Below are 22,014 nucleotides of genomic sequence, written 5' to 3'. Positions count from 1 at the left end.
CTCTATTACAGAAATTTAAAGCACTTTTTTTTCAGCCGTAATTTTCGCCACAATCAATTGACTCACGTCGGGAGTTTCGATTTTTTCACGGTAATGTACCGTAACATTTCGACGTACATACGCTGCGTTTTTGCTTAGAAAATGCGTGTGGAAAAGCAATACGGGGTAATTAGCAATGGGAAAGAATGGAAGACCTGAAGCTTTATAAATGGTAATTGTTTCACAAAAAATGCAACACAGATGTTCTGGGAAAGAGTCCAAAGTAAGGGCAAACTCCGCTTTTGTGGATAAAAAAGCCAACTCTTGGATGGATAATTTTTTTGAAGCATCAATGACTTTCTCCGAAAATTGAGACGCGGTTGCACGGTCAATCCCCTTCACAATTTGCGCCGAGAGGTCGGTTTGTCCACACAATACCACAGAATAATCTGACTTTTCAAGCACTTCTTTCAGCACATTGACCCAAAACGAATTCGACATTTGCCGGTGGGCCTCTCCTGTTTCGGGAAACAACAAAATATAAGGTTTCGTAACCACCAACGGTAATTTTGACTGAACCTGCTCCCACGTGATTGACGCATCAATGGTAAAATAAGGCACGACTTCTTCCAATTTTGTATCAACCCCTATTTCTTTCAACAAGGCCGCGTAAGCCTCAAAATGGTGATAGTTGCCATCTTTTCGCGGAATTTCAAGCTCAACATCCAAAAAACCACCCATTCCACGCCGATTAAAACCGACGGCTTTTTTGACATTCGTAAAAGGCAACACAAAATGAGACACCCCGTAAGAGGTACGAACATCCAAATAAAAATCGTAGTGTTCGTCGCGCAAAAAAGGCAGCACCTCCTTAAATGTTTGGTAATGCCGTTTGAGTTTTTGCCAAAACCCGATTTTATTCCGATTGCTCAAATAATGATCAATCACCAGCGTATGACGAACGTAAGGGTTGTGTTCATTGACTGCTTTGCACCAACTCGGCGAGATTATATCAATGATTGCATTAGGATATTTTTGGCGAATAATAGGAAACATGTACGAAACCGTCAGGGCGTCGCCCATGTGGCCTAAGGAAGCAATAAGCACTTTGGGAACGGCAGAAATCGGCGCTTTTTCCCGCTTACGATAAAACCACCGCACGTAGATGTCAATGAAGAAATCCAGAATGCGTAATGGAATGGTCTCGCGAGGGGTACCGCTGTAATGCCGCTTCATGCGTTATAGTTTATGTCCGAACTTTTCAAAGTGGGTTTTCCAAAATTCTAATTCGTGGATATCCCATGCATGGCACCCAAACGGGAGTTCGTTCCCGTTTAAAATAAAGGCTTTGGAAGGTAAATCTTCCACCGAAAAACGAAGCGCCCTGCGCCAATGGGGTAAGCTCACTTGCCGGATATACCGGTTCATTTCAATGCAAAAGAACACATCTTCGTTGTAAAATGACCCTTTCTTTGCCAAATACTCTTCAATTTTGGGGCGATTATTGCGCACAATGTCTAGCAATTTTTGGACTTTTCGCAAAGAAAACCCGCCATTGCCTACCGTAAATTTTATCGTCACATCTAGCGGCTGATTATTGCGGTGCTTGTCGCGCAGGTCAAACCAAATCGCCAACTGCTTTTTGAGACCAAAAACTATGCGGTCGGTCACAGAACTGAAATCGCGCTCGATTCGCCACGGCGCTCCGATGTAATCATATCCTTGTCGGCACCACTCCAAAAGCTCATCGCGAAACACAAAAGCATCCAATTGGTAAATCAGAATGTATTCGAAGTCGCTAAAACGTTCATAAAACTCAGTCGAGAGCATCAACCGATTGTAGGTCTGAACGCTTTTAAAGTAATCGTCATCAAAATTTTCTACTTTCAGTTGCGGATACTCCTCCAATACAAACGAAATATCCAGCGAAAAGGGTTTTATAATAACAATGGGGTGTTCTTTTAATACCTGTAGTCCCTGCGTAAACGAGATTTTTTCGTGCAAACTGAAAACAGACTTGTACAGGGGAATTACAACGGCAACGGGTTTCATACCACCTTATTTTGTCTGAAAAAAAATTTAAGGAGGCAAAAGTAAGCTAAAGGTAAAACAAAAACCCATTCTAAAATAAAATTTTACCGATACATCGATTGGTTTTGCATCAATTAGTATAACAATCGGTTGGTCGGCATGTTTATAATCTTCGCCTAATAAAACCCCTATTTGAGGCATTTGGGGCATCTACCGGGACTTTAGCAAAAAATTGTATATTTTTTATAAAGACCGATGCTAACAAAGCAAATTTATCACTAATTTTGCGGCAAATTTAAACGTAGTTGTAAGCGAAAGACCGAGGTTATTCAATTTTAAATACCCAAAGACCCGCCACAATTCACGAATCGATTATTAATACTAAACAATAAACACAAACATACTATGGTAGCTGTAAGACCGGATGAGGTTTCGGCGATACTTCGGGAGCAATTGGCCGGTGCAAAAACCGACGCCCAACTCGAAGAAGTAGGTACGGTACTGCAAGTGGGCGACGGGGTAGCTCGTATCTATGGCCTGACAAAAGTACAAGCGGGTGAATTGCTCGTATTTGAAAATGGCCTGAAAGCCCTTGCTCTCAACTTGGAAGAAGACAACGTTGGAGCCGTATTGCTCGGAGAGTCAAACGAAATCAAAGAAGGCGATACCGTAAAACGTACTGGCGAAATCGCATCCGTTAAAGTAGGAGACGGTATCGTAGGACGTGTAGTGAATACATTGGCCGAACCTATCGACGGGATGGGGCCTATCCAAGGTGAAACCTTTGAAATGCCAGTAGAGCGTAAAGCTCCGGGGGTAATTTACCGCCAACCAGTGACTGAGCCGCTTCAAACGGGTATCAAAGCCATCGACGCCATGATTCCAATCGGTCGCGGTCAACGCGAGTTGGTGATTGGTGACCGTCAAACGGGTAAAACCGCCGTTTGTATCGATACCATCATTAACCAAAAAGAATTTTACGACAAAGGCGAGCCAGTCTATTGTATCTACGTAGCCTGCGGTCAGAAAGCCTCTACCGTTAAGCAGGTAGAAGCTACCCTCCGCCGGTACGGTGCCATGGATTATACCGTCATCGTAGCGGCCTCTGCCTCTGACCCTTCACCCATGCAGTTCTTTGCGCCGTTTACGGGTGCGGCCATTGGTGAGTACTTCCGCGATACGGGCCGTCCTGCGTTGGTAGTGTACGATGACTTGTCAAAACAAGCCGTTGCTTACCGTGAAGTTTCTCTTTTGCTTCGTCGTCCTCCAGGCCGTGAAGCTTATCCCGGTGACGTTTTCTATCTCCACAGCCGTTTGCTAGAGCGTGCTGCCAAGATTACGACTTCGGACGAAATCGCTAAAACCATGAACGACTTACCTGCTTCGTTGAAAGACAAAGTGAAAGGTGGAGGTTCATTGACGGCCCTTCCGATCATCGAAACACAAGCAGGTGACGTTTCGGCTTATATTCCTACCAACGTAATTTCTATTACGGATGGACAAATCTTCTTGGAATCCAACCTGTTTAACTCAGGTATCCGCCCAGCCATCAACGTAGGTATTTCGGTATCTCGCGTAGGGGGTAATGCGCAAATCAAATCCATGAAGAAAGTAGCAGGTACGCTTAAGTTGGACCAAGCCCAGTTCCGTGAATTGGAAGCATTTGCTAAGTTTGGTTCTGATTTGGATGCCTCTACCAAATTGACGATTGAGCGCGGTCGTCGCAACCAAGAAATCCTCAAACAAGGTCAATTCTCTCCCGTAAGCGTTGGCGACCAAGTAGCCATCATTTACGCTTCTATCAACGGTGTGCTCGACAAAGTGCCCGTATCAAGAGTAAGAGAGTTTGACACGGAGTTTATCAATTTATTGAAAGCCGTTCATCCAGAAGTACTTCCAAGTCTGGCTGCTGGTAAATTGGATGACTCTGTCACCGATATCATTAAGAAAGTTGGTCGCGAATTAGCCGCCAAATACGCATAATTGAGCTAAATGTCGCGCATCAAAGAAATCGTCAAGGCTACGCCCCTCATCGGGGACGTAGCCCGATTTATCGGTAAGTACCGCACGCGGGTTCCGGCGGGGCACTTTTACAGCCCCATCGTGTCCGTAGATGAAGTACGTAAACGTGAAGCACAGATTTATCCCGCGCCCCCGCGCACGTTGCCGGGCATTGACCTCCGCGAAGCGGAACAGGTAGCGTTGATGAATACGTTCGCCAAATCGTACTTTCCGTCGGTGCCTTTTACCGATACTCCCCAAGACGGCTTTCGGTATTATTTTGTCAACAAGTATTTTATCCACGCCGACGCCACCACGCTCCACTGCATGATGCGGCACTTCCGCCCCAAGCAAATCATGGAGGCAGGGTCGGGATTTTCGTCGGCGGTGATGCTGGACACCAACGAGCGGTTTCTTAATCAAAGCGTAAAATTTACGTTTATTGAGCCTTATCCCGACCGTTTGTATTCGTTGTTGACCCCCGCCGATCGTCAGCAAACGACGATTTTTGAAAAAACGTTACAGGATATTCCTGTCGAGTATTTTGAAAAACTGGCCGAGAACGATATTCTTTTTATCGACTCTACCCACGTATCAAAAACGGGCAGCGACGTCAATTACTTTTTGTTCGAAATCTTTCCGCGCCTCAAACCAGGCGTCATCATTCACGTTCACGACGTATTCTATCCGTTTGAGTACCCCAAAGCTTGGGTTATCGACGGCAACGGACGTTTTGGCTGGAATGAAGCCTATAGTTTGCGCGCGTTTTTGATGTATCAGGATACGTTTGAGATATTGTTTCACAATGATTTCCTCCAAACGTTTCATGCCGATTGGCTTGCCGAAAATATGCCCACCTACGCCACCCGTGGCCGTGGTTCAAGTATTTGGCTGCGCAAAGTCAAGTAGGCAACAGGCAATTTTATAGTAACCCGTAAATGCCCGTAAGTTGGATTTGGCGATTCAGTACGAATCACCAGTAACAGATAACAGATAACTGTAAAAAAATGGCTTCATTAAAAGAAGTTCGCAATAGAATCACGTCGGTTAACTCGACGCAACAAATCACGAAGGCCATGAAAATGGTGGCCGCCGCTAAGCTTCGCCGTGCGCAAGACGCCATCATCCAGATGCGCCCTTACGCCAAGAAATTGGGCGAAATGCTCGCTACGGTATCGGCAGGAACCGAAACCGCCGCCGAAAGCCCTTACAAGCAAGTGCGCACCGTCGAGAAAGTGTTGATTGTCACTGTTACCTCCGACCGTGGACTTTGCGGTGCTTTCAATACCAACGTCATCAAAGCCGCCGTGGCCCTCATTCAAGAAAAATACGCGACGCAAGCCGCCAAAGGCAACGTAGAAATATTGGCTTTGGGTAAAAAAGGCGGTGAGGCATTTTTGCGCCGGGGGTTCAAGGTAAATACTGACTTCATGGATGTGTATACCCGTTTGAGCTTTGGTGTGGTGAAAGAGGCGGCCGAAAGCATCATGGCCGATTTTGAAGCGGGCAAATACGACGCCGTTGAAGTGGTGTTCAATGAGTTCAAAAACGTAGCCACCCAAATCATCCGCGCCGATCAGCTTTTGCCGATTCCGGAAGCAAAAAATGATTTGAAGGCCACTACGTCCAACGTTAACTATACTTTTGAGCCTTCAGAAGAGCAAATCGTGACCGATTTGATTCCTAAAACGCTCAAAATCCAGTTGTACCGCGCGGTACTTGAATCCAACGCCTCGGAGCACGGAGCACGAATGACCGCGATGGACAAAGCAACCGACAACGCCCAAGAGCTCATCAAAGCCCTGCGCTTAGAATACAACCGCTCACGCCAAGCCGCCATCACCAAGGAAATCCTGGAGATTGTCGGTGGAGCCGAAGCACTTTCGCAAGGGTAATTTTCAGTAATAATTCCCATAACAGCAACAGCCCGCTTCGATGAAGCGGGCTGTTTGCTTATGGAATTAAGCATTTTGTAGATACAAATAAAGGGGGCTCCTAAATCGTATCAATGAATTGCTAATGCATTTTCTTAACGTTATTTTATTACTCCATTTTAAAATTTCCTCCTCTAACTCCTTTTCAAACATATTCCTGATTCGATCAGCCTCTGTACTTAAAGCTGAACAAGCATCTGTACCTGTAACGAAACCTTTGAGGCATTATATCTGGGAAGTATAGCATTGTTGGGTTTGGGCGCTACTTCTTTTTGCCATAAGGGCTGTATGATCCAACCCACCCTTGAAGTAGGTTTATAAATAACCCCAGCACCAATAGTAAGATCGAAAGCTGTAGCAAATTTAGGCCTTGCTATCGCAAGATCTAGGTAAACTGAACGAGATGAAAGAACTCCCCCAGCAGAAAAATACGGAGACAAAGCACGATCAATTATCTTGTAGTTTATCAATACAGGAATATTCCAATGATTACTTTTATATAGATTTTCATTTGGAGTTGTTCTTCGATAGTTAATCCTGTGATAATTCATCCCCGTTGAAATCGACCACTTGGGAGTTACAAAATAGTGCCCCATTACACCTAACAAGGGCCCATAGCCTTTATCGCGAACAGCAGGAATATCAAAATAGTTATTTGCTGTTACAGACCCATGGATAATACCTATCACAGGAGCAATAGCAAAATGACTCTGTCCCAGTACCCTGTTTACGTTTATCCATGTGAATAAAAATAAACAGACAAACAGTGCTTTCTTACCGGTTTTCATAGCTATAACGATTAGTTTTAGTTCTGTTTTTCATAAAGTCTGTGTTTAAATGGTTAACTGATTGTTTAGAATGTAGCATCGGCGGACCGTCTGAAAAAGTCACCGCAGCCGTCCAAAGTCGTGGTGGCTTTTTCTTTTTGAACTCACTATTGCGCAATAGTCAGGGGCAAATCTCCGTAAAAGATTTTTGCCGCGCCTCCACTCTAGGGTGGAGATTGGGTCGGTTTTAATGGAAACTTTTGAGAATGTCAGATGTTAAGCAGTGCGCAGTACTGTTATGAAAAATATCACCGCTTTATCTCCGCTCTTTTCCTCCAAACAATCTTACGCCTAACGAAAGCCCAAGGGTGTTTCCGTAAAAAAGATGTTGAGGTTTATCCCCCTGAACAATAAACGTTTTTTGTTCATAATGAGTGAGGGGTTTTGTATAAAAAGCCTCTATTCTGACGCGCCTGTATTGATACCCCAAACGCGCATTGATACCCCATTCTACCCCCTGAGCTTCGTTTTGTGCCAAGGTTGTGGTAAGCAAGACATTCACCTCGGGACCTGCACTCACAAAAGCCCCTTTATACATAAATCCTACCCTGCCGCTGACTCCTGCGTACCTATAGGTATTATAGCCATATATAATATCCTTTATAGGATCTTCGTACTTATTTTCTTTTTGCTGAAAATACAGGTCGGTATCTATAAATAACCAACGGCTCACCGGAAGCGTGGCCCACGCTCCCACCTGAAAACCGTTTGAAACACCCACACCACCCAACTGAATAATATAATTACTTGGCCTGCTGATTATCTTGGTACTCATCCGGTTGGCCCCGGCTTTCAGGCCAAACGAAAATCCATCGGTTACCTGAGCATAATTGACTGTGCCGGAAAACGATAAGATAACAAATACACAAATCGAACTGAATGTTGTTTTCATGGAATCCTTGTTTTATGTTGACTGTAATGGTAATGACACGGCAAGCGGAGCCCTTGGTGATGTTATTGCAACACCGTTCGTTTCGCATTATAGGCTCCCCAAATGCCGAGTCCATTTTTAATGTTTGAATACACAGGGGTAGGCTCGGCAAAAGGATTATTCAGCGCACCTGATGCATCCAAAAGACGATTTTGATACGCCATAATGGACGATTTTAAATACCGATCATAGCCGGCACTTGCCGCGAATGAATAGGTAAATACCTGATCCTCTTTTTTGATTTGATTGACAATCGTATAGCGAATCACCGGATTGGGTTCAAACGTTGTGGACACAGGATCCACTCTGGCGGGATCTCCAAAACTGTATTTGCCCGAAAGGCCATCAAAAAAAGAATTAAAGCGATCTAAATATTGACTGTTACTCACGATATTCAAGTTGGTGGTATTAAGATATTCATAAAAATAATGGTCAGGTAAACCGCTGCCTGTTGGCGTTCCGGGCTTTGCAGCTTTTACTTTTCGAGTATTGTAAATTCCAAACCAAATGAGTGTTTGGGTTAATGCATAATTGGTAATTCGCAACTCAAAATCAGGGGAGGAATTGGGATTGTTAGGATTAAAAGCAAATTTTGAACTGATCACCCGTGGTGCCTGAGGGATACTGTCTTCCGCGTATATTTCGTCAAATCCCGGCACATTGACCCTAATGGCGTATCTCTTTCCGGCTACCGGTCGTTTATTAAAGGAATACACGCCTTTGGGCGCATTAGACACTTTCCCGAGCACTACCCCATCTTCCAGAAACAACACCTCCGCATTGGTAATTCCCTGATACACTGCCGCAGTGTCGGGTCGTAATGAATACGTCAGCCTGACGCTCAAAACACTATCGGGGTTGGGAGTGCCTACTGCCACTACCTGTTTTTTAAAAATATTGCCAGGCAAATCCACCGTTTTTACACATCCCGGCAAAAATAACAGCGCAATAATAATCGCCCCCGCTTTGCTCATCTCAAAAATTGCGTTCATACGTAAAAGAAGGAATAATGGGAAAAAGACTGAATTGTTTGAGTTGGTTTTTATCGTAATACAGGTAGAAAGGATTGTTTCTGCTGTACACATTGTACACTCCCAGCGTCCAGACACGATTGCCGTTTTTCATGGGTTTGACCGACCGGTAACTGACATCCAAACGATGATAAGCAGGTGCCCGAAAGGTATTTCTATCACTGAGCAAACCCAATTCATTGAAATAGGAATAGTACTCATCGGGTCTGTAAGGTCCTAAAAAGCCAACCGTTTTTACTAAACGGGAAGGGGAAACCCCGTTGAATTTGGCCGTAGAAATTTGTAATGGAATGCCGGAATTATAAAAGAAGTTACAGGAAAATGTTTTGTTTTTACTCCATTCATAATTGAGCGTTAATGCAATGTTATGGCGGCTGTCGTATTTGTACGGAAAGGATATTCCTCGATTCAGATCACTGAAAGTTCGCTCTGATTTTGATAAGGTATAGCTTAACCAACCTTTCCATTTTCCCGTATTTTTCTGTACCAAAAACTCAATCCCGGTCGCTTTCCCCTCGCCCACAGTCACTTTATCTTCCCACCCAACGGTCGAACTGTTTAAAAATGACGCCCCTTCCCGGTATTCAATGACGTTCTGCATGTTTCGACGAAAACCTTCCAGGCTCACATTGAATCGGCTCTCGAATAAGCTTTGGTAATACCCCAACGAAACCTGATTGGAAAGTTGAGCAGGAATACGTTCGGTAGCCGACACCCACAGGTCGGTAGGTAAGCCAATGGAAGAATTGCTTAACAGGTGAAGATATTGCGCAAAATGCCCGTAAGAAAATTTAAGCGAGTTGCGCTCACTCAGCGCATAGTTGAGCGATACACGCGGCTGAGGATTGATAAAGCTCCGTTGGCCTACTTGATAAAAACTCGCGTTTAAGCCTACATTAGCGCTAAGTTTCGTTCCTATTTTAAATTCATCTTCAACATAGGCGACTAATTCTACGGCATCAACGCTGTTTTGCGGCTTATAAATCGTATCTGATTGCCCGCTTTTTATTTGTTGTATCTCGGGACTGAAACGGTGGGCCGTTGCGCTGATTCCCGTTTTAAGGATGTGATTGGCAGAGGGGAAAATATCCCAATCATATCGTATGGACCAGTCTCTGATGCCCGACGTAAAACGGCTTTGGAAGGTTTTGGCCTCCTTCACTTCGTTTTGCAAAGTGTAATCGAAATTAGTATAACTCACCGATAAGTTTCCAAATACCCGCTGATTGTACAAATGATTCCATCGAACAACGAAGGTATTATTGCCCCAATTGTAATTGAAACGGGATGTTCCGTCGTTAAACTTTATGGTGTTATTGAGACCGTCACGCCCTGTATAATAGCTAACGTATAGCTTGTTTTTAGGAGAAAGAGCGTAATTTGCTTTAAAATTTACATCGTAAAATTTAAATACCGAACGAAAATCGCTCTTGGAAATGACGGCAATGGGGGTAGTCAGCGCATCTAACCAAGTACGCCGTATTGACAATAAAAACGACGATTTATCTTTGATAATAGGCCCTTCAAACAAAAAGCGGCTCGCGACAGGACTCAAAGAGATTTTCTTATTGTAAGTCTTCTTATTTCCTTCACGCATACTTACATCAATCACCGACGAAAGCCGTCCTCCATACCGGGCGGGAATACCACCTTTATAGAAATCTACGTTAGCAATGGCATCGTTATTGAAAATGGACAGAAAGCCAAACAAATGATTGATGTTGTAAACAGGCACCCCATCCAACAGAATTAAATTTTGGTCCGGGCTTCCTCCCCGTACGTTCAATCCCACCGTTCCTTCTTTGCCGTTTTGCACCCCCGGCAGCAATTGCAATGTTTTCAGGGCGTCGGTTTCCCCCAGCAGCGCCGGCGTTTTCTCAATCGTTTTGGCCGAAAGTTGATGAAATCCACCAAGCACCTGCTCATGGGGCGGCACCTTATCTTTTACTTCCACTTCTTCCAATTGTTTTGATTCCGGAAATAAAAAAACGGTCAATAACGTATCATTTGACAGTGTAATGCTTAGTCGTTCTGTTTTAAAACCAACCGTACTGATGACCAACGTTTGTCGTTGATTGGGAACAAGGCCAACGCTGAAAAAACCATAGGTGTTGGTTTGCGTACCCGTTTTTTGATCTACTATCGAAACATTGGCTTTGGCAATACGCTCACGTTTTTCGGCATCTTCCACATAGCCATGGACATAGACTTTTTTTTGTTGGGCATTGGCGACGATGCCCAACAAAAAAAAGAACAAAAAAAGTTGAATTTGTTTTAGCATAGTTTAATTAAATCGAACACGAACAGGGTCCTCCTGCCCCAAAAGTCCAATAGTCAGGGGCAAATCTCCGTAAAAGATTTTTGCCGCGCCTCCACTCTAGGGTGGAGATTGGGTCGGTTTTAATGGAAACGTTTGAGAATGTCAGATGTTAAGCACTGCGCAGTACTGTTATGAAAAATATCACCGCTTTATCTCCGCTCTTTTCCTCCAAACAATCTTACCCCTAATGAAAGCCCAAGGGTATTTCCGTAAAAAAGATGTTGAAGTTTATCTCCCTGATTAATAAATGTAATCTGTTCATAATGAGTGAGTGCTTTTGTATAAAAAGCCTCTATTCTGACGCGCCTGTATTGATACCCCAAACGCGCATTGATGCCCCATTCAACCCCCTGAGCTTCATTTTTTGCCCTTGTCTTTGTAGCCAGCAAGACATTCATCTCAGGACCTACACTCACAAAAGCCCCTTTATACATAAACCCTACCCTGCCGCTGACTCCTGCATACCTGTAGGTATTGTAAGCGAATATAATATCACTATTGCTCGGGTCTTCGTACTTATTTTCTCTTTGCTGAAAATACAGGTCGGTATCTATAAATAACCAACGGCTCACCGGAAGCGTAGCCCACGCTCCCACCTGAAAACCGTTTGAAACACCCACACCGCGCAATTGACCATTATAATTACTCGGCCTGTTAATTATTTTTGTACTCATCCTGTTGGCCCCTACTTTCAGGCCAAACGAAAATCCATCGGTTACCTGGGCGTAACTACCGGTGCCGGTCAACAATAAGCCGGCAAATGCACAAATCAGACTTGGTACTGTTTTCATGGAATCATTGTTTTATGTTGACTGTAATGGTATCAATGCTGCAGGCACCCACAAAGCCGTAGCCGTTTTGAATGTTATTTTTAACTGGCAATACCTCCGCAAACGTATCCTCATTGTACGAGTCATATTCACGCAGGGAGCGATAATAGTCGTAGGTGGCGGCGGAGAGGTGATACAGATACACTTTTACCTGATTTGCCCTAATCGTTTGATTATTGCCTGCTTCTTTGAGTAAAAACAGGCGGGAGACGATTTTCTTTGCTTGATTGTCAAAACTCAAATCGCTCATCAACGCATCCGTCGGTATTTTATAGATACTTTCGTTGGTCAACGGCACGCCATCTTTGACCGCGATCATTTTGTAGGCATAATAATCTGCGCCCGATACATCCCTAAAAGCCAGGGTAATGGCCGCCTCTGTTTTTTCTTTCGTATACACGGCCGAGACCTCACTCATTTTTACCACACTCGGAAGGGGATCGGGTACAGCCAAGGCTTTTCCCAATGCAGGATGCTGTACCTCTACCGTGAGATTATCGGTATACTTCCAATTGCTGTCTGACATATACAGATCATCCCCTTTTTGTAATACCGCCCACGGCATTCCATTTTTTTGGAGACTTACGCTTGCTTTCAGGAGCGAAGACGTGGGATTGGATTGCAGCACGGGCAGCGTTTTGGTCACGTAAACGCCCACGCCTACGTTAGAAACCACGCCATTCACGACCAGCTTCTCAGGAGAAGACGGCAACTTGACGTTTTTGGTTGAAATGACTTCGCAGGAAATGATTCCGCAAGCCAGCAAAAGCACCGGGAAACCACGCATCATCTGAATTTATAAGCAATACTTATGGACGGTAATATCGGAAAGACGGAGGCCGATCTTATAACGTTTCGACGTTCAAGCGGTTGGCGCTGCTCATCGGTAATGACTTCCACCGCCGGATACAGCCGATACGTATTTCTTCGACTGTAGAGGTTATACACGTTGAGGTTTATTTCCCAATAACGCCCTTTGGTTAAAAAATATTTTTTTGTTAACCCAACATCCAATCGGTGATAATCGGGGTATTTCCCGTTGTTTTTTTTGTCATACGCAATGTATTCAGGAACCAGCGGGTTGGCGGCGATCCGGCCGGCCGGCAGATCATAGCGTTGGCCGCTGTAATACACCCACAAAAAGGAAAGTTGGAGGGTCTTACTCATTTTATAGACACCATTGAGGTTGAGGATATGACGGCGGTCGTAGAGATCATTAAACCATTTGCTTTTGTTCAGTTCGTCATAGTGTCGTTGGTTCCGCGATAAGGTATAATTGACTCCCCCGGACCAACGTCGAAAGCTTTTTTCAGCGGTCAATTCCAATCCGTAGGCCCGTCCTTTGCCCCCCGAGAGGGTATTTGCCTCCCAACGATAATACAGGTAAGGATCGCCATAGTAATAGCGGTACATGCTCAGATTCTGCATTTGTTTATAATAAGCGCCGATGCTGTACTTAAACGTTTGCCCCGGGCGCGACTGCGACCAACCAACGGCGTACTGCCACGAGGTTTGCGGCAAAATGCCCGGTGTTGAAGGCACCCACGTAATTTTATCCGTCAATCCTCCGCTTTTTACCAGTGCATGGTTGTACTGAATCATCCGGGTGGCGCTAAGCTGAATGCTTGCATTGTCTGTCCGGTACGTAAGCGATGTTCTGGGTTCAAGCCCGTTGTAATTCACTTGTTTTGTTTGAAAATACGAGTACCTTGCCCCGACATTCCATTGCATTTTGGAGGATAGGTTTACCAACAAACTGCCAAACACCCCACCTTCCAAAGCCGAAGCGGAGGCTTCGTTAAGCGACACGGAATCCTGATTTTCTTCTTTCCGACGGTACGAAACGGGCTCATAGGCATGGTGAATGAGATCGGCCCCCAGTTTTGCTTTGACGCCCGAAGCGATGGTCCAATCAGCCAGAAAATTGGCGGATACATCCTGTATTTTGCCGTTGCTGATGGTATAGATCTCATTGATCTTCGTAAATGTTCTTTCCGGTTTCATCCACGGTTTGGGCTGGACGGTAGCTACCCTGAACTCTGTCGATCCTTCATTGTACCGAAACGCGTATTGTGTAAAATGCAGCCCTGTTTGAAGAAAAAGGCGTGAACTCAGCACGTGGTACGAACGTACCGAAAGCAATTGGTTGGTTAATCGCCGAAGGTTTTGATCGAAGTTGGTTCCAAAGGGGGAATTTTGAAGTACCTCGTAATGATCCACTCCCCGATAATAACTCAAAAACAGCTTATGATTCTGATTGAAGGAATGATTGAGCTTTACATTAAGGTCATAAAAATTATACCCTAAAAAATTCCCCTGCTCATGGTTCTGAATGGCTTTTTTCTTCCCCAAATTAAAGAGATTCAGATACGCACTGCGGCCGGTCAGCAATAAAGAAGTTTTATTGGTTTTGATGGGCCCCTCCAACGAGAACTTGGCCGAAATAACGCCCACTTCCGCCTTGCCTTCCCACCGATTTTTATTGCCTTCCCGAAAAGACACATCCGTCACCGAAGAAAGTCGCCCGCCGTATTCTACCGGAAAATCTCCTTTATAAAAATGCACCCGCTGCACCGCATCAGGATTGAAAAGCGACAGGAAATTAAACAAATGCCCGACACTGTAGATGGGTGCTCCATCCAGATAATACAGATTTTGATCGTTGGCTCCTCCCCGTACGTTGATGCCCGATGAAAGTTCGCTGCCGGCGGCCACCCCAGAAAAAATACTGATGGCTTTCAGCAGGTCTTTCTCCCCTCCCACACTCGGCAGATTGTTGAGTAGGGTAGGCGTAAGGGTCACAAGATTGGGCTGAAGGGTGGGTTGATAACTCGCCCTAACCTCCACTTCCTGCAACGTTTGAGGCTTCAAATAGAGCCTTAAGACGGTATCTTTGGTGATGTATACCTGTTGGGCCTCGTAGCCAACCAATGAAATTTGGAGGGCAACGGGCAGTTTGTTCGGAATAACATTAAAGTACCCGTACCGATTGGTGGTCGTAAAGAGCTTACGGGTACTGTCGACAATCGTTACGGAGGTCAGGGGCTCATTCGTCCCTGCCTCCATAACGACTCCTTTGACCACTATCTTTTGAGAATAGGCTTCATTGAGTAAGCCCACTCCCACCAAAACACCCACCATCCATTTCCAAAAACGCATAGACTCAAAAAATAGTTAATGATACTGTTATGGAACGCGCAATAGTCAGGGGCAAATCTCCGCAAAAGATTTTTGCCGCGCCTCAACCCTAGGGTGGAGATTGGGTCGGTGTTAATGGAAATTTTTGAGAATGTTCGATGTAAAGCCGCCATCATCAAGGAATCCCGGAGATCGTTGGTGGAGCCGAGGTGTTCTCTGAAGGGTAAGTGCTCTGATATATTGTTTAAGCTGCTGAGCCTGAATCTTTGAAACGGTATATTTGGCCTTGAAACATTATTAACAGGTTGAACGCATCAACAAATTTTCTTTGGTTAGGCTGGACAAATTGTATCATTTTTGAATCTTTATCAATGAGTTACGAAACTATGACCAACTATAATTTTGCAAAAAAGTAAAAACATATTAAAAATTTTGATAATGCGTTCAACCTGCATTATTAACAAAAAATCTGTTTATTATTCAATTTTCTTTATGGTATTTTGATTGATTTTTCAATCCTATTTATTGCAGTAACAAAACCGATTCCTCCTTTCACATTAGAATAGGTAGGCTTAGTCTCGATGAATGCATTATCAGCTCCTTCAATTGCCTGTGCCGCTTTTGAAAATGCTAAATACTCGGCAGAATAGACTGCAACATAAACTCTAATTTCATCCGCAATGGCATTTGTAGTTTCAATCCGCCCCGCTTGATCTACCACTAAACCTATTTCTTTTTCAGAAGAAGTGAAGCATTGACTATTATAGCCAATAGAACGTTTTCCTTGTATGCCTGACAATTCCGGAAAGAAAGCATAACATTTATTTGAACCAAAATCCAGATTTGAACTGCTAATCTCTATATTTTCGGTAGCAATCGGTGCAAAAGTTATTTTTTTTCCTTTACTAAATGCGACTCCAGATGTCACGTAGTAACTATTTGGGGGAGCATTATTATGAATCACTAACTGAATGAGGGCGGGTTGATTTAACGTTATTTCGCGCTTTGTCCATTGAAACCTAAAATTTGTGATAGGCTTATCTAAAATAATATCTGGTGGAATTGTAGTAGGAGCACTCAAAGCTTTACCAATGTTAGGCACTTCCGCCTCAAGGACATAAGTCTTTTCCGGTTTTAGAATATAACTTGGTAATTCATACATTCCGTTTTTGAGCATTAATGTACCAACCCTAACCCCATCTTCCCAAAGAGTTACAAGTGCATTATCATAAAACGTTTTATCGGGTTTTTTATCCGTAACCGCCCAAGTTTTTCCTACATAAACTAAAGGGAATTGATTGGCTATTAATGTACTATTTAGCACAATTTTTGCCGACGGAGGTGGTAAAACAAATAAGCTCCGATCTTGGCAAGCGCCCAATGACAGGATAATCGCCAAACAAATATGTAGCCAATGTGCACGCATGACTTAAAAGTAAATTTGGTATGAAAAATAAGGCAGTATTGGGAATAACGCTTTTTTTACCACACTGAGGCGCGTTATTTCAAGCATTTCATCCACTTTTTGATAATTTCTTATTACTTCCAGATAGTATGGGTTACTCCTATTGTAAGCATTATAAAACCCAAAATTCCATCCAAACTCTCTCCCTTTATTATTTTTAGAACGATAAATAGCACCTAAATCAAGTCGGTGAAAATTCGGCATTCGGGAGTGATTACGCCCCTCATAGTAAGGGGATAAATTGCCTAAGTAATCAATATATGCCGCCGAAGGCAATGTAACTGGATACCCTGTTTGGAAGACCCAGTTCGCCACAAAAGACCACTTTGAAGTAAGCTGATAATTACCGATTAAAGCAATATTGTGCCGACGGTCATATCTTGATGCATACCACAATCCATTATTTATTTGAGGCGTTTGGCGTTCACTTTTAGCATAAGTATAACTTATCCATCCATTCCACTTTCCTTGCTTTTTTTGAAGCATTAATTCTATGCCAAATGATTTGCCCTGTACTCCACTAATTACGATGTCCTGCCAATTTTTTTGATAATCAACAATAATATCCGACCCGTACTGATAATCCAACAAATCGTTCATTTTTTTATAATAGCTTTCGATTGACAATTGCCAGATATTCTTAGTATCCAACACATAATACCAACCTATATCTGCTTGATTAGATCGTATCGGAGGCACGCGTAAGGTAGCAGGAACCCAAATGTCGTTGGGCAATCCTACCCCATTTGAAGTAAGCTGATGCATATACTGTTGCATACGAGAGTACCCCATTTTTATGCTGTGTGCCTGAGAAATGGACCAAGTATAGGCAATACGAGGCTCCCAATTTGAATAAATATGATTGTCAACGTTTAATATTGAATATCTCAATCCTGTACTAAGGTGAGTGTTTCCTATTTTCCAATTATTTTCGGTATAAAAGGCGGATTCTTGGGTATAAATCGGAGAGTTATTGTTGGCCGAAATAGCCGAAGGTTTGTTATCTAAAGTTGCTCTTATCTGACCAGGGAAATAACGATGGAAAATATGGTCTACTCCCAATTGAACTGTATAATCATTGGAAGGGGTGTATTCAATAACAGTTTTAATCCCCCAATCTCTGATAGAGTTATCTAATGAAAACTGATTGGTAATCGTTTCGTCTTTCGTTTTACGTTCTTCATAAGTCTGCATTTGGTAATTAAATCGGCTATAAGTTCCTATTATCCGCCAAGAAAGTGTTGGTAAAAGTGTACGATTATATCGCAATGAAGACGTCATGCTCCCCCATTTTAAGAAACTCGAATTTCTAACATCATTACGTTGACTGGCATTTTTAAAGAAATCATAGTTAGAATAAATACTGAAAAACAACTGGCTCTTATCATTAAAGATATAATTGGCTTTGGCATTTAAATCATACAACCAAAAACTTACAAAATCTTGCACAGACTTCCCTGTAACCAACTTGATGTGTTTAGGCAACTGTAATAAAGCCGTATGCATGAGTCTTCCTGCAATCAAATAAGAAGACCTATTTTTTATAATGGGGCCTTCTGACAAGAATCGAGAATTAATAGCGCCTAGACTCAGCTCTTTCTTTTTCTTCTGATTACTGCCTTCTTTCATTGTTAGGTCAATTACTGATGCGGTCCGTCCTCCAAAACGAGCAGGAAAACTCCCCTTGTACAAATCAACATTTTTTACAACATCGGGATTAAAAACCGACAAAAAACCAAAACCATGAGAAGTATTATACATAGGGGCTTCATCCAATAATACCAAATTTTGATCAGGGCTACTTCCTCGCACATATAGACCTGATGTTCCTTCCTGCCCCGTCATAACACCGGGCGTCATTGCCAGAGCTTTCAAAATATCCGCCTCCCCTAACAACATAGGTAACTTTTTAAGTTTTGAAACAGGAATATTCAAAAACCCTGCCTGCCGATTTTGCATTGTTTCTTTAATGACTATTTCCTCAAGTGTAGTAGAGACCAAATCAATTATTAATGAAGTATCTCTTTTAAGAATTGTGGACAATGAAAATCTATCATACCCCGGATAGCTGCATATAATATCAAAACTCCCAGCTAAACCCGATAACACAAAATTACCATATTGATCAGTTGTTGTCCCTTGTGATTTATTCTCTAAGTAGACAATTGCCCCTACTACCGCTTCTCCACTTTCTTTTTCTATAACTTTCCCTTTTACAAATATTCGTTGTGCAAAGGAATGGCTCCAGAAAAATACAAGCAATAATGTCCAGGTTATATGTTTCATTCTGCGTTGTTTAAGTAAAAGCAAAGAAGGGAAGACGAAACCCCTTCTTTGCTTTTATTAATTGAAAAACTCCAAAACTCCACTATTGTAACTACCCCCTCCATTTTTATTGGCTTGTATGTAGTTAACTTTTACATGGGAATACACATTTCCCCCAGCATTTGGCTGTACATACAAAACACCCCTCGCACTGGTACTTCCACTGTATGTACTTGCTGTAATACCCAAATAACCGGATACAGCTCCTGAAAAACTAAAAAAGCCCGAGCCTATTTCCCATCCATCAGTATCCACAGCACCCCATCCCCACCAATTTTTTCGTTGATGACTCATTGAAATACCCGCTTCAAGCATGTAGTCATACCCATTACCGGAAATGTCAATCCCATTAAAATAGTTGCGTGCAAAATACAGCCTTTTAAATCTCCTTTTAGACCCTCCACCAATAGGGTCGTATTCTGTAAGGACATCCTCTTCATCCCATTTCAATCTTGCATTAGGACTGGAAATTTGCAATGGAACATTAACTACTTTATGTTCCTCAACAAACTTGGATTTTGGAATTTCAAGTTCGCTGATATATCTTATATCTGTCGATAATACCTTTTCATCATTCATTCTAAGCAGATTGTCCCCTATCTGAATTAACCCTTCATGATTAAGGATTGACGATAATAAAGGACCCGTAACAGCTCTCTCAATTGATTTTTCCCCATTATTATCAAAAGTAGTTTTATAAACATATTGATAGGTTTTTAGTAGAGCCGAATTTGAATTTCCTATGAGGTCTTTATCAGAAAGTTCTTTGAAAGCCTGTGCCATAGATTTAAAATCGGGAAACTCAGAAGCCAATTTCTCAATGCCATTTTCTTGTAAATCTTTAATCATTCGGTGAAACACCCGATGATTTTTAAATTTAAGCCGTCCATCTACCATAATAACGTCTTTCGAATTAGTAGATGTCTGTTCCATCATTAGATTTTCTTCATTTTTACAGGACATTAGTCCTATAAATAAGGCTACAATTGAAGCCCAATAAAACTTTTTCATAAATTTGTACGAGTTTAAATGGTTAAATAATTGTTTGAACTGTCTGAAAAAGTCACCGCAGCCGTCCAAAGTCGTGGTGGCTTTTTCTTTTTGAACTCACTATTGCGCAATAGTCAGGTGCAAATCTCCGCAAAAGATTTTTGCCGCGCCTCAACCCTAGGGTGAATTTTTCTCCACCCTAAAGGGATAATGGGCCATTTCCAACACAAATTTTTGAAAACCATCCTTCCCTTCTACGCCTAATTTTGAAATAAGGTTGTTTTTGTGGGTCTTGATGGTGGCGATGCTTACCTCCAAAGCCGTCGCTATGTCGGCATTGGTGCGGCGTTGGATGGCATAATAGAGCACTTTCAGCTCCTGCGGCGTGAGCGCAACCGACCTGCGTTGCAGGAAGGTATTCAGTTGTTTCAGTTTTTCCAACTCCTCGGCAGGGGAGTCAGCGGCTGTTTTGTTCGGCATTCGAGATATAGTTAAATAGCTCATTTATAAACCATTACTTGCAGAGATTCTCTCTAAGCAGGCATGGCATTGATTACAATGAGTTTTTCTAAACGTTGAAAAAACAATGGTAATGCTGCGTATCAGCACCAACGGTTGAACTACAAAATAGTGGGAATATTTTGGGCGGCATGAAACAAAAATTGTTGCAAGCCCGCCTTCCCTTCCACACCGAGCTTAGCGATGAGGTTGTTTTTGTGCTTCTTCACCGTACAGATGGCCGTGCCCAATTGGTCGGCTATCTCCCGATTGTTCCTGCCTTCTTTGGCCCAATACAGCACATTGAGTTCCTGGGGGGAGAGAAAAATAGATTGGCGGAGCAGAAAAATGTCTAATCTGTTCAATGGGTCGAAATGGTCTGGTTGCGGGCACTGGGCTGTCATCTTTTTTGATTTTTAGATACTTAAACCCTTTGTGAGGTGTTCATCAGCAACCTCTACCATAGATAGATAGATAGATAGATAGATAGATAGCATCTGATGAACAGCTTTTGGGTACAGGCTGTCAATGATTTGTTCATCAAGAAGCAGGGTAGAAGAGCTGTACGCCCAAAGCGTATAGCGAGCCAAAGATAAACTGTTTTTTTTGAGAAAAACAAACGATAGTTATCAAACGGTATGAGTCTCTTTTGCCTTCCATTAAGCCCCTCATGCGTCTCCAAATTACCCCGTACCTTATGGGTATAAAAGTCGCACAAATTGTTTTTTTTAGAATAAAATTATCTTTACTTCCTTTTCAGTTTTTACTTTGTAAGTAAACTACCCATTCAAAGCGTACTGAAGCACTTAGCATTTTCTTAACACCCCAATCAAAACCTTTTTAGCCATTCGCAAGTATGAAAAAACGAGAAAAATTAGCGATAATAAGAAATTATTATCCCAATGCCGTCACCACGATTGACAGTGTAAACAAACTCATCGACTTTCTGGAAGAGCATTTGGATTTAGAACCTGGCCAAATCATGCTGGCCGACAGTATTTGCAGCGACGATGTAAACGCCATTCAGTATCCATCCAGAGCGCACGAGTTTTTGGGGCCTTTCAAAATGGGCGGCTTGGATGGTTTTCCTTTTACGGGCCTTACGGGCATGGGGGCATTTGCCAGCCACGTACCAGACGAAGGTGCGGTCTTTATCTATTACGGCCCCCACATCGGCATCACCAAAGAAGGTGTCATCGGTGAGATTAAGCGCGTCGGGCAGGCAAAAAATTCGGGATGCTGCGGAGCCGCCAAAGGTGCGCTCAGTAAACTAGTGAACAATCAAATTGTGGAAGGAAACGTGACCGAAATGGACTTCCAAATGAACACCATTGAGCAAATATTGCTCCGTCAAAAGGACCGAATACTCGGCGCCGCCGTACCACTTTATGAGGCAACCGAAGTAATTTATGAGGCCATCGACCAACGTATTCATGAATTGGTCGAAAAGACAAACTACAACTGCAAGTATGTAATATTGTTTGGTACCATCCTAATCAACAGCGATTCTGACATGGGGTCTTACACCAGCGCAAAACGCTTCGACATTATTGACTTGGCCACCAATGAAAAAAAGAGTGTCTTGGATTACTACGACAATTAAACAATAACCAAGAGATTGAACGGGGCCGTCGAATGCGTACAATTTTATGCGCTCGACGGCCCTAAATTTTTGAGAGGCCTGCGCCATTCGGCCGAATAAACTTGCTCAAAG

General features: G+C 43.0%; 18 protein-coding genes. 4 read left to right on the top strand and 14 right to left on the bottom strand.

Annotated elements, in window-relative coordinates; genetic code table 11:
* Positions 1-15: 15 nt before the first annotated feature.
* Both GVN20_RS18690 and GVN20_RS18685 read right to left on the bottom strand, forming a co-directional pair.
* On the bottom strand, positions 16-1,215 hold the full coding sequence (locus GVN20_RS18690) for a glycosyltransferase family 9 protein (RefSeq protein ID WP_166559810.1): 1,200 nt from the start codon (positions 1,213-1,215) through the stop codon (positions 16-18).
* Between the two features lie 3 nt (positions 1,216-1,218).
* Positions 1,219-2,031: a DUF5672 family protein gene (locus GVN20_RS18685; protein ID WP_166559809.1), complete on the bottom strand. Its 813-nt coding sequence runs from the start codon at positions 2,029-2,031 to the stop codon at positions 1,219-1,221.
* Between the two features lie 384 nt (positions 2,032-2,415).
* Here GVN20_RS18685 and atpA point away from each other — a divergent pair, with 384 nt between their 5' ends.
* From atpA to atpG, 3 genes are all read left to right on the top strand, one after another.
* Positions 2,416-3,993: a F0F1 ATP synthase subunit alpha gene (gene atpA / locus GVN20_RS18680; RefSeq protein ID WP_114067536.1), complete on the top strand. Its 1,578-nt coding sequence runs from the start codon at positions 2,416-2,418 to the stop codon at positions 3,991-3,993.
* A 9-nt stretch (positions 3,994-4,002) separates the two neighbouring features.
* Positions 4,003-4,920 carry a class I SAM-dependent methyltransferase gene (locus tag GVN20_RS18675; RefSeq protein ID WP_166559808.1) on the top strand — a complete coding sequence of 306 codons (918 nt, stop codon included), beginning with the start codon at positions 4,003-4,005 and terminating at the stop codon, positions 4,918-4,920.
* A 98-nt stretch (positions 4,921-5,018) separates the two neighbouring features.
* The gene (gene atpG, locus GVN20_RS18670) at positions 5,019-5,906 is read left to right on the top strand and encodes an ATP synthase F1 subunit gamma (RefSeq protein ID WP_166559807.1); all 888 of its coding nucleotides are present in this window, start codon (positions 5,019-5,021) and stop codon (positions 5,904-5,906) included.
* A gap of 218 nt (positions 5,907-6,124) precedes the next feature.
* On the opposite strand, the gene GVN20_RS18665 is transcribed toward atpG, so the two are convergent.
* From GVN20_RS18665 to GVN20_RS18610, 12 genes are all read right to left on the bottom strand, one after another.
* The gene (locus GVN20_RS18665; RefSeq protein ID WP_166559806.1) at positions 6,125-6,733 is read right to left on the bottom strand and encodes an outer membrane beta-barrel protein; all 609 of its coding nucleotides are present in this window, start codon (positions 6,731-6,733) and stop codon (positions 6,125-6,127) included.
* 295 nt (positions 6,734-7,028) lie between these two features.
* On the bottom strand, positions 7,029-7,664 hold the full coding sequence (locus tag GVN20_RS18660; protein ID WP_166559805.1) for a PorT family protein: 636 nt from the start codon (positions 7,662-7,664) through the stop codon (positions 7,029-7,031).
* 62 nt (positions 7,665-7,726) lie between these two features.
* Positions 7,727-8,695, bottom strand: coding sequence for a DUF4249 domain-containing protein (locus tag GVN20_RS18655; protein ID WP_166559804.1), 969 nt, complete (start codon positions 8,693-8,695; stop codon positions 7,727-7,729).
* The gene (locus tag GVN20_RS18650; RefSeq protein ID WP_166559803.1) at positions 8,679-11,015 is read right to left on the bottom strand and encodes a TonB-dependent receptor; all 2,337 of its coding nucleotides are present in this window, start codon (positions 11,013-11,015) and stop codon (positions 8,679-8,681) included. Before GVN20_RS18650 ends, GVN20_RS18655 begins: the two co-directional genes overlap by 17 nt.
* A gap of 188 nt (positions 11,016-11,203) precedes the next feature.
* A complete protein-coding gene (locus GVN20_RS18645; protein ID WP_166559802.1) occupies positions 11,204-11,845 on the bottom strand; it encodes a PorT family protein in 642 nt (213 codons plus the stop codon).
* Positions 11,846-11,849: 4 nt separating this feature from the next.
* Positions 11,850-12,671: a DUF4249 domain-containing protein gene (locus GVN20_RS18640; protein WP_206023314.1), complete on the bottom strand. Its 822-nt coding sequence runs from the start codon at positions 12,669-12,671 to the stop codon at positions 11,850-11,852.
* Entirely contained in the window at positions 12,671-15,043 is a 2,373-nt protein-coding gene (locus GVN20_RS18635) for a carboxypeptidase-like regulatory domain-containing protein (protein ID WP_166559800.1), read from the bottom strand. The genes GVN20_RS18640 and GVN20_RS18635 overlap by 1 nt, the downstream gene beginning before the upstream one ends.
* 469 nt (positions 15,044-15,512) lie before the next feature.
* The gene (locus GVN20_RS18630; protein ID WP_166559799.1) at positions 15,513-16,448 is read right to left on the bottom strand and encodes a DUF4249 family protein; all 936 of its coding nucleotides are present in this window, start codon (positions 16,446-16,448) and stop codon (positions 15,513-15,515) included.
* A 3-nt stretch (positions 16,449-16,451) separates the two neighbouring features.
* Positions 16,452-18,773: a TonB-dependent receptor gene (locus GVN20_RS18625; RefSeq protein ID WP_166559798.1), complete on the bottom strand. Its 2,322-nt coding sequence runs from the start codon at positions 18,771-18,773 to the stop codon at positions 16,452-16,454.
* A gap of 57 nt (positions 18,774-18,830) precedes the next feature.
* A complete protein-coding gene (locus GVN20_RS18620) occupies positions 18,831-19,823 on the bottom strand; it encodes a hypothetical protein (protein WP_166559797.1) in 993 nt (330 codons plus the stop codon).
* 156 nt (positions 19,824-19,979) lie between these two features.
* The gene (locus tag GVN20_RS18615) at positions 19,980-20,282 is read right to left on the bottom strand and encodes a LuxR C-terminal-related transcriptional regulator (protein WP_166559796.1); all 303 of its coding nucleotides are present in this window, start codon (positions 20,280-20,282) and stop codon (positions 19,980-19,982) included.
* A 140-nt stretch (positions 20,283-20,422) separates the two neighbouring features.
* Positions 20,423-20,704: a helix-turn-helix transcriptional regulator gene (locus GVN20_RS18610; RefSeq protein WP_166559795.1), complete on the bottom strand. Its 282-nt coding sequence runs from the start codon at positions 20,702-20,704 to the stop codon at positions 20,423-20,425.
* Between the two features lie 452 nt (positions 20,705-21,156).
* Between GVN20_RS18610 and GVN20_RS18605 the strand changes: the two genes are divergently transcribed.
* A complete protein-coding gene (locus tag GVN20_RS18605) occupies positions 21,157-21,903 on the top strand; it encodes a hypothetical protein (protein ID WP_166559794.1) in 747 nt (248 codons plus the stop codon).
* Positions 21,904-22,014: the final 111 nt, after the last annotated feature.

Source organism: Runella sp. CRIBMP, from assembly GCF_009905605.1.
Taxonomy (GTDB): Bacteria; Bacteroidota; Bacteroidia; order Cytophagales; family Spirosomataceae; genus Runella.
The sequence above is the reverse complement of the archived record's forward strand: the minus strand, read 5'-3'. Positions and strand labels throughout refer to the sequence as shown.